Annotated in this window: 12 protein-coding genes; 7 read left to right on the top strand and 5 right to left on the bottom strand. The window is 43.5% G+C overall.

Annotated elements, in window-relative coordinates:
• Nucleotides 1-181: 181 nt before the first annotated feature.
• From gntK to MHB83_RS04170, 3 genes are all read left to right on the top strand, one after another.
• A complete protein-coding gene (gene gntK, locus MHB83_RS04180; RefSeq protein WP_342496657.1) occupies nt 182-1726 on the top strand; it encodes a gluconokinase in 1545 nt (514 codons plus the stop codon).
• Nucleotides 1727-1750: 24 nt separating this feature from the next.
• On the top strand, nt 1751-3079 hold the full coding sequence (locus MHB83_RS04175) for a GntP family permease (RefSeq protein WP_050944591.1): 1329 nt from the start codon (nt 1751-1753) through the stop codon (nt 3077-3079).
• 80 nt (nt 3080-3159) lie between these two features.
• Complete coding sequence (locus tag MHB83_RS04170) at nt 3160-4266, top strand: DNA alkylation repair protein (RefSeq protein ID WP_342496656.1); 1107 nt, start codon at nt 3160-3162, stop codon at nt 4264-4266.
• Between the two features lie 31 nt (nt 4267-4297).
• On the opposite strand, the gene MHB83_RS04165 is transcribed toward MHB83_RS04170, so the two are convergent.
• Nucleotides 4298-5635: an amino acid permease gene (locus tag MHB83_RS04165; RefSeq protein ID WP_050944589.1), complete on the bottom strand. Its 1338-nt coding sequence runs from the start codon at nt 5633-5635 to the stop codon at nt 4298-4300.
• A gap of 319 nt (nt 5636-5954) precedes the next feature.
• On the opposite strand from MHB83_RS04165, the gene MHB83_RS04160 reads away from it, so the two are divergent.
• On the top strand, nt 5955-7469 hold the full coding sequence (locus MHB83_RS04160) for a PAS domain-containing protein (RefSeq protein WP_137054160.1): 1515 nt from the start codon (nt 5955-5957) through the stop codon (nt 7467-7469).
• A 42-nt stretch (nt 7470-7511) separates the two neighbouring features.
• On the opposite strand, the gene MHB83_RS04155 is transcribed toward MHB83_RS04160, so the two are convergent.
• Together MHB83_RS04155 and MHB83_RS04150 are read right to left on the bottom strand one after the other, a co-directional pair.
• The gene (locus MHB83_RS04155) at nt 7512-8495 is read right to left on the bottom strand and encodes a Gfo/Idh/MocA family oxidoreductase (RefSeq protein WP_268459358.1); all 984 of its coding nucleotides are present in this window, start codon (nt 8493-8495) and stop codon (nt 7512-7514) included.
• Between the two features lie 144 nt (nt 8496-8639).
• Nucleotides 8640-8999 carry a MerR family transcriptional regulator gene (locus MHB83_RS04150; protein ID WP_003215283.1) on the bottom strand — a complete coding sequence of 120 codons (360 nt, stop codon included), beginning with the start codon at nt 8997-8999 and terminating at the stop codon, nt 8640-8642.
• A gap of 308 nt (nt 9000-9307) precedes the next feature.
• Between MHB83_RS04150 and yidA the strand changes: the two genes are divergently transcribed.
• Complete coding sequence (yidA, locus tag MHB83_RS04145; RefSeq protein ID WP_251190609.1) at nt 9308-10120, top strand: sugar-phosphatase; 813 nt, start codon at nt 9308-9310, stop codon at nt 10118-10120.
• Nucleotides 10121-10156: 36 nt separating this feature from the next.
• Here yidA and MHB83_RS04140 read toward each other — a convergent pair whose 3' ends face one another.
• Complete coding sequence (locus MHB83_RS04140) at nt 10157-11164, bottom strand: helix-turn-helix transcriptional regulator (RefSeq protein ID WP_106029426.1); 1008 nt, start codon at nt 11162-11164, stop codon at nt 10157-10159.
• Between the two features lie 129 nt (nt 11165-11293).
• Between MHB83_RS04140 and MHB83_RS04135 the strand changes: the two genes are divergently transcribed.
• Both MHB83_RS04135 and MHB83_RS04130 read left to right on the top strand, forming a co-directional pair.
• Nucleotides 11294-12001, top strand: a complete 708-nt coding sequence (locus MHB83_RS04135) for a class I SAM-dependent methyltransferase (RefSeq protein ID WP_226804474.1) — start codon at nt 11294-11296, stop codon at nt 11999-12001.
• The gene (locus MHB83_RS04130) at nt 11998-13095 is read left to right on the top strand and encodes a saccharopine dehydrogenase NADP-binding domain-containing protein (RefSeq protein WP_226804472.1); all 1098 of its coding nucleotides are present in this window, start codon (nt 11998-12000) and stop codon (nt 13093-13095) included. The genes MHB83_RS04135 and MHB83_RS04130 overlap by 4 nt, the downstream gene beginning before the upstream one ends.
• A 29-nt stretch (nt 13096-13124) precedes the next feature.
• Here MHB83_RS04130 and MHB83_RS04125 read toward each other — a convergent pair whose 3' ends face one another.
• Entirely contained in the window at nt 13125-14945 is a 1821-nt protein-coding gene (locus MHB83_RS04125; protein WP_226804470.1) for an acyltransferase family protein, read from the bottom strand.
• Nucleotides 14946-14956: the final 11 nt, after the last annotated feature.

Raw genomic sequence — 14956 nt, 5'->3', positions numbered from 1 at the left:
TCCAAAAATAAATTTTTCTGATAATGAAAAATGCTGATGTGGTAACGATTGTGAGCTTTTTATTGAAAATAATTTTCTTTTCGGTCGTTGAATGTCGAAAAAATTATTTTTATAATGGGATCTAACAGGCAATTCAAAAACTACATATGTGACTTCAAATCAATGATTGGGCGTGATACAGATGAAGGGGAACCAGGCGGTAATTGGTTTGGATATTGGAACAACAAGTACAAAGGCGGTTCTGTTTGGACCTCAGGGGAAGGTATTAGCGAAGCATTCAGTTCCTTATGAGCTCATTCAGCCCCAGCCAGCATGGGTTGAGCAGGACCCTGAGAAGATATTAGAAGCCGTCATTGCGAGTGTAAGAGGTGCATTGACGGAAGCAGCATTTGATGAAGAAAATCTTATAGGCATCGGGATCAGTACAGCGATGCATTCCTTAATTGTGATGGATCAGGATGGAAAGACGCTAACGAACAGTATCATTTGGGCAGATAACAGAAGTGCAGAACAAGCGAAACGAATTAAATCAGATATGGATGGATTCCACATTTATAAAAGGACAGGTACTCCGATCCATCCAATGTCACCGCTTTCAAAAATACGTTGGATGAAAGAAATGGCACCGAATGTCTTCAAGAAGGCAGCAAAATTTATTTCGATCAAAGAATATATTCTTTATCATTTTTTCGGTCAGTATGTCGTTGATTATTCAATCGCTTCAGCAACGGGACTGTTCCAATTGGAAACGCTTCGATGGGATGAGAAGGCGCTTCGTATTGCTGGAATTGAAGCCTGTCAACTATCTGAACTTGTCCCAACGACATATCAACTGAAAGGACTTCAGCCAGAGATTGCACTGCGCATGGGCATTAAAGAAGATACACCATTTGTCATTGGTGCGAATGATGGCGTTCTAGCGAATTTAGGTGTGGGCGCGATTGGCAAAGGAGAGGTGGCTGTTACGATTGGGACAAGCGGTGCTGTCCGTACGGTTGTAGACAAACCAATTACAGATGAGCAATCAAGAACGTTCTGCTATGCCCTGACAGATAAGCATTGGGTTGTAGGAGGACCGACCAATAATGGCGGGATCATGCTGAGATGGCTGAAGGATGAATTCGGGTCATCAGAGGTGGAGGTAGCAAAGCGTCTAGGTGTGGACCCTTACGATCTGATGATGGACATCGCGGAAAAGGTTCCAGCTGGTTCTGAGGGTCTGCTGTTTCTGCCATTTTTATCAGGTGAGCGGGCACCTTATTGGAATCCAAATGCGAGAGGCACCTTCTTTGGAATCGGTCTTCAGCATAAGCGGGAGCATTTTATTAGAGCTGTGTTAGAAGGCGTCATTATGAGTGTTTTCTCGATCGGTGTTGCCTTAAGAGATTTAACCGGTTCAGCAAAGGATGTCAGAGCTTCGGGCGGATTTGCACGATCTCCGCTGTGGCGGCAAATTTTAGCGGATACGATGGGTAGAGAAGTGCTTGTTCCAGAAAGCTACGAGGCGTCAGCACTGGGGGCGGCTGTCCTTGCACTTTATAGTTTAGGTCATATGGAAGAGATAGAAGAGGTTCAAGAGTGGATTCGAATCTCTGCTCGTCATGAACCTAATATGAAGAACAATGAAACTTACATAGAGCTGTTTTATTTATATGAGCGCCTCTACGACAAACTGAAGGATGAATTTGATGTCATTAGTGCGCTGCAATTAAAACAAAATCGTTAAACATCAGGGAAAAGGTGGGAGAACATGCTTTTATTCATCGTGATTGCGGCGATTGTCCTTTTACTCATTCTCATTACAGTCGTTAAGTTGAATCCATTTGTGAGCTTAATTATTACTTCGATGCTAGTGGGCTTTGCGACGGGGATGGATTTGCAGGAAATCATTCAATCGATTAAAACGGGATTAGGCAATACGTTATCATTGCTGGCCATTGTTCTAGCGCTTGGTACCATGCTTGGGAAAATGATGGCTGAATCAGGGGGAGCAGAGCGAATAGCTCAAACTTTAATCGGTCGGTTTGGGACGAAGAATGTGCATTGGGCAATGATGTTTGTTGCTTTTATCGTGGGGATACCTGTCTTTTTCCAGGTCGGTTTCGTTCTTCTCATTCCTTTACTTTTTACAATTGCCATTGAAACAGGCATCTCGCTCGTGACCATTGGGATCTCGTTAATCGCTGGCTTGTCTGTCGTGCATGGGCTAGTCCCGCCTCATCCAGCGGCAATGGCAGCCGTTGGCATCTATCATGCCAACGTGGGGAAAACCATTTTCTTCTCTATTATTGTGGGATTGCCGACAGCGATTATTGCTGGCCCGCTGTACGGTAAGTGGATTGGAAAACGGATACATAAACCCGTTCCGGAGATGCTGAGAAAGCAATTCACTGAACGAAATGAAGATCGAAGGCTCCCCGGCTTTGCGAATACGATGTTTACCATATTGGTGCCAGTGATTCTGATGCTTCTTGCCACATTGGCGGACATTATCTTACCAGAGGACAATATGTGGTTCCAGATATTCAAGTACATCGGAGATCCAATAACAGCACTGCTGATTGCAACAGTTTATTCATTTTTCAGTCTTGGCTTTATGCAAGGAATGAGCCGTGACCGGGTGCTTTCCTTTAGTAATGAGTGCTTAGGTCCGATCGCTTCCATCTTGCTTGTCATTGGAGCAGGAGGAGCTTTCAATAATGTGCTCATTGATTCAGGTGTCGGTGATTATATTGCAGATTTAGCCAAACACTCGCCGATTTCACCGATTTTGCTTAGCTGGCTGATTGCTGCAGTGATTCGTGTGGCAACAGGATCTGCGACGGTATCCATGATGACGGCAGCAGGTATTGTAGCACCAATTGCTGCAACTATGCCTGATGTGAGCAGGGAGCTGCTTGTGTTAGCAACAGGAGCAGGTTCATTAATTTTATCTCACGTCAATGACTCTGGTTTTTGGCTGATCAAGGAGTATTTTGGTATGACCATTAAAGAGACGTTTTTGACATGGACGGCTATGGAGACGATCATTTCCGTTAGTGCCATTGCATTTATTATGATCATTAATATGTTTATATAGCGAACAACAGCCTAGTTCTTTGGAATTGGGCTCTTTTTAATACCACTTTCTTCAGATTGGGGTAAAATAATGATATTGAAATGTGGGAGGTGGACACGATCGAACCATTAAAACATGTGTACAATGAATTATTTATCCAAGAATTAGCGGAGAAACTTACGCAGGCTTCAACTGTATTTGATGCTGAGCCATTCCAGCGGCTCGTATTTCAAGAGGATTGGCAGCAGCTTGAGTTAAAAGGACGGATGAGACGAGTCACTGAATCGATGCATGCCTGTCTACCAGAGGATTATGAGGAGGCAATTGAGGTACTGCGTCAGGCAGCCCCGCATTTTTCAGGACTTAGTGCGCTCGTATTTCCAGACTACGTCGAGACGTACGGCCTTGCACACTGGGACCTCTCGATCAAGGCGCTCGAATTCTTCACACCCTTTTCCACTTCTGAATTTGCCGTTCGGCCATTTCTGATTCAAGATCAGGACAAAATGCTGGCGCAAATGCTCGTATGGTCTCAGGATCAAGAAGAGCATTTACGGAGGCTGGCTAGTGAAGGCTGCAGACCGCGTCTGCCATGGGGCTTATCTGTCCCTTCGCTTAAAAAGAATCTTTCGGTCACGCTGCCCATTTTGGAAAACTTGAAGGAAGACCCGTCGCGGTATGTGCAAAAAAGTGTAGCGAATCATTTAAATGATATCTCTGCAATTCAGCCAGATCTGATGAAACAGACAGTTCAAAACTGGTATGGAACCAACAAACATACGAACTGGATTGTTAAACATGCATCCCGTACTTTACTCAAAAAAGGAGATCCAGATATTATGGCGTTGTTTGGCTATGGGGACGATCCATCCGTTCAGGTAACGGATTTGAAGATCATACAAAACCCTATTCGGATCGGTGAGAAAATGACATTTCATTTTACCCTACAAGCCGATAAGCCGCTAAAGCTGCGTGTAGAGTATGCCATAGACTACGTCAAAGCTCGGGGGACTCGCAATCAAAAGGTATTTAAAATCACAGAGTTTGAAACAGACGCAACGTTACATAGAGAATTCGTCAGGTCACAGTCTTTTCAAAATATGACGACAAGAAAACATTATGAGGGGACTCATACTTTATCGATTATCATTAACGGTATCCCAAAAGCGTCGGTTGATTTTGAAGTGAAAGAAGACAGTAGTTCATGAAAAAACCCGCCTCATTGGCGGGTTTTAGCGTTTAAGCCTTCTTTTTCATTAAGAATGAAGCGATGATGGCTGCGACTAAGAAACCGATGCTGATAATCGAGCTAGGCAAGTTTTCTTGTCTGAATAGAAACATCACAAAACTCACACTTAGTACAAGACCTGCAAATAAAGTCAAATACGGAAACAGCCACACCTTAAAATAAGGCTCCTGTGGATATTTCGGGCGAAGTTTCAGATGTGCCATGCAAATGCTAATCCAAATGAGTGAAACAGCAAAACCAGGAATAGCTAGCATATAACTGAAAATTTGCTCTGGGTATAAGTAAGCAAAGAATGTCCCGATGAGAAGAAACAGAACGGTCACCCATAAACTCAAAATGGGTACGCCTCTTTTGTTGACCTGTGCCAGTTTTTTCGGACCGCCATCTGATTTAGAGAGAGAATGCATCATTCTCGTCGTGCCATAAATGCCAGAATTGGCCGCCGATAGAACGGCTGTAATCAATACGAAATTAATGAAGTGAGAGGCGCCTTGCATACCGGCTGCTGAAAAGACTTGAACAAATGGGCTGTTATTTGGATCAATTTGATTCCAAGGAATGAGTCCACAGATGATCAAAATCGGCAAAGTGTAAAATAAGATAATACGCCACATCATACTTTTAACAACACCAGGCAAGACCTTTTCGGCATCCTTTGTTTCTGTAATAGTCAGCCCGATCAATTCAGAGCCCCCGTAAGAGAAAATAACAACTAATAAAGAGGCAAAGATCGCACCCCATCCGTTCGGGACGAAGTTTTGATAGTTGGTGAGTGCAGATGTGCTTTGTTCGTTCGGAATGATCCCAAATAATAGGGCTGCACCAAGAATAATAAACACAATAATAACGAAAATCTTCATTCCAGCGAACCAAAACTCAATTTCACCAAAGTATTTTACATTATTTAAGTTAATTCCGATGACTAAGAGAGAGCAGAGTAAACATAGTGACCATAGCGGCACGTTCGGTAACCAGTATTGAAGCAGGCTGCCTGCCGCAATAATCTCGATGACACACACAGTGAGCCACATGAAACAGTAAACCCAGCCGACGACAAATGAAAAACGTTGACCAAGCGCAATCTGTATCAGGTCGCGAAGGTTATTTCCTGGATAGACAATCGCCATTTCAGCTAAGGCTGCCATCACGATGAGCAATAATAATCCGGCAAATACATAGGAAAAGATGACCCCAGGACCTGCTAAACCGATTGTATCGGCACTTCCTTTAAAGATTCCTGTACCAATGACCCCGCCCAATGCAATCATGCGAATGTGACGCGGTGATAAAAGCTTTTTTAATTCTTGTTGTTCCTGATTCGCGCTCATGACGTTCTCCTTTTTTAAAAATGCTTATGTTCCATTTTCTTTTTTCGGGACGTCAGTGTCAATATAAAAAAAGAGATTTTTCAGACAAAAAAGTCGGTTGATTCTATCAAATGAGCCGTTTTCTTCCATAAGTCCTTTCTATGACCCATCCCCAAAATCTGAAACTTCGTGAAAAAATGAACATTTGCCTTCATTCTGACATAAACAATTTTCAGTTTTTGTCGATATATCAACTGTATTACTAAAGTCCTAATAAAGAATTGTTTATAACTGTAAAATATTTCAAAAAAGTATGAAGAAATGAAAGGAGTTATGAAAGATGTTTATGAGAAAAGCAAATGATTCATCGTCGGGAACCCTTTTAAATGAGAGCAGTCGATTAGTAGAACGAATTGAGAAGGGAGACCTTTCAGCAAGAATAGATACTGCTGCATTCTCTTCAAGTCAAACGATTGAAGCAGTAGCCCAAATAAATGAAGCTTTGCAAAAGATGCAGGAAGTTAATGAAGATATTCAAATGCGGATGAATCTAGTGACAAAAGCCATTCAAGTTGGTTTATGGGATATGGTCGTGATCGCTGGAGATCCGGTCAATCCAAAAAATGAATTCACATGGACGGATGATTTCCGCAAAATGATCGGCTTTCAAAACGAGCACGATTTTCCGAACGTTTTAGACAGCTGGGCATCTCGAATTCATCCGGATGAACAAGAATATACCTTAAATGCATTCTCTTCGCATTTATCGGATCATTCGGGACGTACACCATATGATATCGAATATCGCTTGAAGTTGAAAAACGGAGATTATCGCTGGTTCAAAGCAACTGGCACGACCATTCGTGATCGAAATGGTGTCCCTCTTCGTGTGGCGGGAGCTCTTTTTGATATTCATGATCAGAAATTAAAAGAAGAAGAACTGCAAGCATTCGTGACGAGATATGATTTGATCAACCGTGCGCTTGTGGAAGCTCCTTGGGACATGGTCGTAGAGGCCGGCGATCCAGTCAATCCATACAATGAGTTCTGGTGGTCCCCGCAGTTCAGAAAAACGCTTGGTTTTACAGACGAAAAGGATTTCCCGAACGTATTAAGCAGCTGGAGCGACCGCCTGCATCCTGAGGATCAAGAAAAAGCTCTACAAGCTTTTGCAGATCATTTAAATGATCACTCTGGACGCACACCATTTGATATTGATTACAGATTGCAGAGTAAAAATGGCGAGTATCGCTGGTATCATGCTGGTGGTGAAACCATTCGGGATGAAAAAGGTGTACCTCTTCGTGTGGCAGGAACCATTCGTGACATCACGTTAGAAAAAAACAAAGAGAAAACAGCCGATGAAATGGCTTCACAAGTAGAACAGCTTTCAAGTTCAATCAGCGAAATGGTATCAGGCATTAGCTCTGTGACAAATCAAGCGCAGGAGCTGGCTGTTGCACAAGAACAGTCAACATCTGCTGCCCATCTAGCAAAAAATAGTGCAGATGAGACGAAAAATATTTCTGACTTGATTAAAGAAGTAGCGAACCAAACGAACCTGCTTGGTCTAAATGCTGCGATTGAAGCGGCCAGAGCTGGTGAGCAGGGACGAGGATTCTCGGTCGTTGCAGATGAAGTGCGTAAGCTGGCGCTTCATAGTGCCAATGCAACGGAGAATATCGAATCTAGCTTGACGGAAATGAAAACGCAAATTGATGAAATTCTTGAAAATATCTCGAATATGACAGCTCTTACGCAAACACAGGCTGCTTTAACAGAGCAAGTAAATGCTGCAGTCGATGAAGTGAATCACATGTCTCAGCGTCTTGTGGCGTATTCAAAGAGTATTTAATTGTCAGAAACCGCCCTCTCGTGTAGAAGGCGGTTTTTATCATTAAAATTGATCTGCTGGGAAAACAATACCTGCATCATTTCTTGCAGCATCAAGGACCTTCATCACAGAAAGACTCTCATCAAGCCATGCATAGCACTGTTCATGATTATTTGTTTCAATGATGTGCTGAAAAGCCTCTGCTTCATAAAACAGGCGGTTTGAATTTGTTTGTGCATTAAGTGAGATCACCTGGTCATTCACATGAAGCAGCACTTCCTCACAGCCATTCGCCCCATTTTTCACATGAATGAAGCCCTTTTCTCCTTGAATCAATGCAAAATTCATGCTGCTTGTATCCTTACTGCCGACACTTGTCGCAATGAAATCATTGTAGGTGAAAGTCAAAACACCAGATGTATCGATGCCATTGGGATGACGGTTTGCCTGGTAGCGGACCTGCTCCGGTGATCCGAAGAGATTCATGATGAAATGGACATTATAGATATTAATATCCATCAACGCTCCTCCTGAGAATTCAGGGTTAAAGACATTTGGCGTTTCGCCGGCTAGCAGCTGATTGTATTTGCTTGAATATTGACTATAGTTGCATTGAACCAGTTTGATTTTACCTAATTGATGAAGGTGTTTTTTGATTAAATGATAGTTTGGCATATGAACGGTCGTAATGGCTTCAAATAGGAGAAGCTGCTTTTCCTTTGCTAGTGCGATTAAGGCTTCCAGCTCTTTGACATTAGAGGTGAAAGGCTTTTCGCAAATCACATGTTTTCCGTTTCTTAATGCAGCCGTGGCATGCTCGCTATGTAATCGATTCGGTGACGCAATATAAACAGCGTCAATGTTTGGATCTTCTAGCATAGCCGTTAAATCCGTATAAGTCGTTTTTACACCAAATTGGTCTGCGAGCTTCTTTGCCGTTGCTTCCTTTCTTGAATAGACGGCGTGACAAGAAGCGCCATCAAGCTGTTCAATCGCTTGCAAGAAGCTTTCCACAATCACACCTGTTCCAATGGTTGCAATGTTCATTCTATTCAAAACCCCTTCCACTCGTTTGATATCAAGTAAAGCTGTCTCTAGTATAACTGATGTTTGAATCGTACGCGCACTTGAGACCTGGGCGTAGAGGGGCGCCAGTGGCAAACACTGGCACATCTTTGGCAACCCTTACAATTAGCTGATGTTCGCTAATGTTTGTTTTGTTAATAATTGAATGGCAGCTTTCCTCTTCTTTAACTCTTGAATGGAGTGTTGAATATCCTCAACTTTTTGTTCGAGCAGCTGTTCAGCTTCTGTCTTTGATTGTTTTTCAAATAGCGATTTAATAATTTCACGAATTTCTTTGAGTGAGAAATCTAGCTTTCTTGCTTCTGTGATAAAGGATAGCATGAGTACATATTTTTTATCATATAAACGATAGCCGTTATGTGCTCTCTTTGGTTCGGGGAGCACACCCTCATTTTCATAAAAACGAATGGTTTCAATATGCACACCAGACATTTTTGACAATTTACCTCTAGTAAACGTAAGCATTCCCTGCACCTCCTTTCTTTGCTATCCATCATACAATTAGATTTGTTAGTTTCAAAATGTTCAGTGGTGAACATTTGTTTTATTTTCCTCATTTGAAAAGGGCAGAAACTCTATTTAAAGCAGGATGAATAGAATGCGATATAATAGAGAAGACATATGACAATTTTGTTAAAGTGAGAACAAGTAGACAGCGTGATGAAAAAACGATAGGCTAAAATAGGTAAATAGTAATGATATAACCTGTCATCATATAGATGATGGCTCAAAATAGTGCAGCACGTTTTTTGCTGAGAAAAGGGGACCAGTGAATGTATAAATTAGTTGCAATTGATATGGATGGTACGTTATTAAATGATCAACATATGGTGCCGGATGAGGTGTTTGAAGCCATTCAACGGGCGAAAGCAGAGGGCGTTAAAATTGTGTTATGTACAGGACGGCCTATTGGCGGAGTGAATCGCTATTTAGATGATCTTCAGCTCAATCAAGAGGGAGATTATGTGATTGCCTATAATGGGGCGCTCGTCCAAAACAGTCACACAAATGAAGTGGTGTCAGAACTGACGTTATCCTATGAGGATTTAACTTCTTTATATAAGCTGAGCCGTGAGCTCGATACACCGATGCATTATTTCGATTCCGCTCATTTGTACACACCGAATCGTGATATTAGTGAGTACACAGTACTTGAATCTTATTTAACAAAGCTGCCGCTTAAATATTTACCTGTTGAAGAGGCAGATCCTTCAATGAGACTTCCGAAGATGATGTATATTGATCAGCCAGAACGGTTGGAAAAGACGATACAAGCCATTCCATCTGAAGTAAAAGACAAGTACATGATGGTGAAAAGTACAGATTTCTTCCTTGAAATCCTGCATCCTGAAGTCAGCAAAGGGAATGCCGTGAAGCTCCTAGCGAAAGAGCTGGGGATTGCTCGTGAAGAGGTCATGGCCATTGGTGACAATGGGAACGACGTATCGATGCTGGAATTTGCGGGCTGTGGTGTTGCCATGGGAAATGCCATTGATGATGTCAAAGCAGTAGCGGATGTTGTGACAAAGTCCAATAATGAAGCCGGTGTTGCACATGTCCTGCATGAGTTAGTTTTAGGGAAATAAACGAAAAAGCGGTCTACCAGTGAGGTAGCCGCTTTTTTATATGTGAGAGAAAAAGTAAACAAGCATCCGCCTGCTGCTCAAATTTGTCTTTTGCAGCATCGCCTTCACATGATCATGGACGGTATGGGTTGAAATAAATAAAGTGCTGGCAATTTCCTTTGTAGACTGTCCTTTTAATAAGCAGTCGAGGACGTTCATCTCTCTTTCTGTCAGCTTGTACGTTTTTGCCGCATAAGGAAGAATATCATTGGTTTGGGCTCTCTTGATGTGAATCATGACAGCCTCTTCCTGACCGGCTGCCTGCGCTAATCGAAATGCTTGAAGCGAGAGGAACAGCCCCGTAGGCAATCTCGTCATGCTTGCCGCTGTTTGGTCGATGCCACCGTATAAAAGTTTTGCCCCTAATGCTCTAAACGGGCGCGGCATAACCGCCCTGTCATGGATTTGTTCAAAGACTTGAAACGTCTGAAGCCAATGAAGACCCGTCTCATTTCCATAAAGAAGGTTGTAATCGTGCGAGAGAATGAGGAAGCCCTGCTGCTCCGCCGCCGCGTCCTCTTCGGTATCTCTTTTCCTGAAAAGTTCATCTCTCAGCTTGGCTGCGAGTCTAGGCGTTTGTTCGATGACCGCTCGAATATCTTGTTCTTGAAAAGGTTCCTTGTTCTTTAGACGATAGAGGCTGGCAATGCCCCAGCATTCTCCTTGAATCACAAGAGCTGCCCGCAATTCATCAGACCATCCTTTAGGTAACAAAATGTCTTGGTAGCGCTCACTGCTAAGGTATTCTCCGCTTTGGACTAGGCTCGCAGCATGAACGGGACCTTTGGCTAGAGACTCATGCTGATGTACGTCCTTTTTTAAGAACTCATTTTGAAACAGCTGGTCATGAATGTCTTCAATCGGTTCATCTGTGAAGGAACCTGTCGAGAGGAGAGTGGCTGGATCAATGGTCGTGATACAGGCGGCATCAAAATCAAGGACGGTAGCAAGCTCGTCCCGAATGTGTTGTCTCAGCTGCTGAAAATGAGTGGCTGGATTGGTCACATGATCTCCTCCTCAAAAATCCCCACTTTTAGGGATCGTGTTTTCTGGTGTCTCTTTTTACAATAAAGAGGTCATACCGTTAGTGTACAGGAAACGATGTAAAGCGGAAAGGAACTGGAGGAGAAGGACATGAAAGGAAACCAGCATTGGCACGATCCCGTTGCTGAGTCATATGCAGCGACGATTGCTCATAAAGTACCCGGCTATCAGCTATTGCATGAGTTGACAATAGACGTATTAGAAACTGAATTAAAGGGAGCGGCTCCCCGCATCCTGACTGTTGGAGCGGGTGGGGGCGAAGAGATCATCAATATGCTTCAAAGAAAAGAAGGCTGGCTCATCACAGGGGTCGATCCGTCACCTTCTATGCTGGACATGGCGAAACAGCGAGTTGCACAGCTTGAGATGGAGGCGCGTGTCACATGGCATGAGGCCTCATTAGATAAGGTTTCAGCTGAACCTGTTTACGATGCAGCGGTGAGCTTGCTTGTCATTCATTTTATAGAAAAGCGCCAGCTCTTTTTAGAAGAGATTGCCCGCAGGCTTCAACCAGATGCGCCGTTTATGTTGGCATTTATACAGGGAGAGATGAAGTCCCAAGCATTTCAACAGGAGCTTCACATGCTTTCTCTTTTCATGCAGCGGCAAGGTCTAGAAAAAGAAGTGTTTACGTCCTTTAAAGACAGGCTGGGAAGCGCGACACACCCTGTTCCCGAGGAAGAGATAAAAGAGCATTTAATCAAAGCAGGATTTGAAGACATCAGACCTTATTTTCAGGCAGGAATGATTAAGGGGCTTGTTTGCAAGCGAGGTCGTAGAGAGGCGGATAAGAAATGAGATCACAGGTGATGGTGATAGGCGGCTATGGACATGTTGGACAGCAAATATGTCTTGAGCTAAGCGAAGTGTATCCCGGACAAATTGTAGCGGCAGGCAGAAGCTATGAGAAAGCTGAGAAATTTTCACGCCAGACAAAAGGGAAAGTTCTTCCCTATCAACTAGATGTCAGTGAGCCGTTATTTTCGGACTGGGTGGATCAAACAAAACTGGTGATCATGTGCCTTGATCAAGAAGACCCGTCATTTGCTGAAACAGTTCTGCGGTCAGGCATTGATTATATAGATATTTCTGCGAAAGGGGCGTACATGGAACAGATGGCAAAGCTGGATCACCAGCACACCAGTGCAACGGCTTTACTCAGCGTCGGGCTTGCGCCTGGCCTTACGAATTTATTGGCAGCGAAAGCAGCATCTATGCTCTCATCAGTGAATCAAATAGATATAGGGATTATGCTTGGATTGGGTGATCAGCATGGAAAAGCCGCCATTGAATGGACGCTTGACAATGTCCATACTGACTATGTGGTTACTGAGCATCATCAGCGTAAAAGAGTCAAAAGCTTTACTGGAGGCAAGCGTATAGATTTTGGTGTGAAACTTGGAAAGCGGCAAGCCTATCAGTTCCCCTTCTCTGATCAGCAGACATTGCCTTTGACGCTCAGCGTGCCTTCTGTGACAACAAGGCTATGTTTTGATTCTCGCGCGGCAACGCGGGCATTTGCTGTCACAAGGAGCCTTGGAATGACGTCCCTTCTCACTGTGCCGAAAATCAAGGAACGAGCCATTTCTATGATTCAATCTGCTCAAATGGGAACAGATCAATATGCAGTGAAAGTGGAGGCGACAGGAATGGAGAGGAACAAGATTCATCACGTAGCACTTGGAATAAAAGGGCATGATGAGTCTCAAGCAACAGCTCAAGTCGCCTCTGCTGCGGCACTGCATTTATTGGGCAGGCGGTTTCAGACAGGTGTGTTTCATATCGAACAATTATTTTCATTAGCGTATGAGAATGGTGATTTTGCGTTGGTGGATCAAAAAACGAAGGAAAAGCGTGTGTTAGCGCTGAAAGCCAGCCTTTTAACGGCATAAAAAGAAGACTAGCAGGATGCTAGTCTTTTTTATGACGATGACACATCTCCTTTTTTCTTGATGCTAGCTGTAATGAGCTGTGTCAATGTATCAGAGCCTTTTGTTGAAAGGTGAACACCATCAGGCTGAAAATAAGAAGGCTGTCCAGTAGCGGCTGAATGCCAATCGACCAGGGTCACATTGGAATGTTGATCGGCCACTCGCTGAATGACTGCATTCACATCGCTTTCCCAAGACCTTGGGACTCTCGTGTTCACAAGGAAAATGTGCGCCTTTGAAAATTGCTGAATGAATGCTGTCAATGTGCCCTCAGTAAAATAGCCATTTGTGCCAAGCTCAATGATAACAGCGGCATCAGATTGATTAAATGAAGCATACTGAGGAGCGATGCTGACGGCTTCGTTCATTTGTCTGCCAACCTTTGCATCGATGGTGATTTGTGCATATGTCTTTTCAAGATTCGGCGCTATGTCCAGCATGACGGAATCACCAATAGCAAGAATTTGGTGAAACTGCTTCTGATCTGCTGCTTTCTTCTCGTGTTTTTCTTTCTTTTTTTTCGTTTTCGATTCCGTAGAGTCTCCTGCTTTTTTCGGTGCCGTCTTAATTTGTGTCACTTCCTTGGCATGTGGAGACGTATGGGACGAACTGGACATGCCAATGGTAAATAAGATTAAAAGAGCTGCAGTGATTCCAAGGAACACTTTATGAGACGTAGACCATTGTTTGAATCCCTTTTTCCAAATAGACCAAGAGGCAAAATATTGTGTGAAGCCAAGCCGGCGAATCGGCTGTTCGATGAAGCGGTAAGAGGCCTCTGCGATAAGTAAAATGGCAATGATCTGCAATGCGACACGCCCCATAGAAGGCTGTCCAATTTCAATGACAGGGGTGGTCAGCACGATGATGGGATAATGCCACAGGTAAATACCATAAGAACGCTTTCCAATCCAGACGAGCGGCTGATAGGAGAGCCATTTTCCCAATAGGCTTGCAGGGTGGCAGATGCACGCAATTAAAATCGCTGCATTAAGACAGAATAAAAGCATGCCGCCTTGATAGAGAAAGCCGTCAAATTCGTCCACTGCATAAACACATAGAAGAAAAACCGCAAACGAACCAAAACCAGCGATATGTAAAATACGTCTGCCAACAGGAAGGAGCTTTTTGCTGGACAGTCTTTGCATGGGCCATACAAATGCTAGGCTGCACCCAATCAGAAGCGCAAATGCACGAGTATCTGTTCCATAATAAACCCTGCTTGGGTCCGTATCGGGTGAATAAAGGATTGCCATCCATAAGGCGGAGACAAGTGCAAGGCCAAAGGTGATCATTGGCAGATGGGATCTATTTTTCACCCATTTTAGCCCAGCAATCAATAGTACCGGCCAAATGATATAAAATTGCTCTTCTATCGCCAAAGACCACAAATTTTTCAGTGGAGATACAGCGTTGAAGCTATCAAAATAAGACAGCTGATGGAAAATGTACCACCAGTTACTGACATAAAAAAAGGACGATAAGGCATCGCCACGAATGGACAATAGTGCATTCGAACCCGCAATTGCACACCAGCTGACGGTTAAGAAAATCATCACGTAAGCAGCTGGAAGGAGCCTTCTGATTCGGCCCATCCAAAATGGTAAAAGCTCTTGATAACCCAAATCCTGCTTATGTAACAAGATCGTTGTAATCAAGTAACCAGAAATCACAAAAAACAAATCAACGCCAAGAAACCCGCCGCTCGCAGGCCCAATATGTAAGTGATAAGCAATGACCGCCAATACAGCAACGGCTCTTAGCCCATCTAGTCCTAATATATAACGTAAACGATTCTCCTTGCTGCTCATGAAAATGAATC

It is taken from the genome of Bacillus sp. FSL K6-3149, assembly GCF_038630515.1.
In the GTDB taxonomy this organism is placed as follows: Bacteria; Bacillota; Bacilli; order Bacillales; family Bacillaceae; genus Bacillus; species Bacillus pumilus.
The sequence above is the reverse complement of the archived record's forward strand: the minus strand, read 5'-3'. Positions and strand labels throughout refer to the sequence as shown.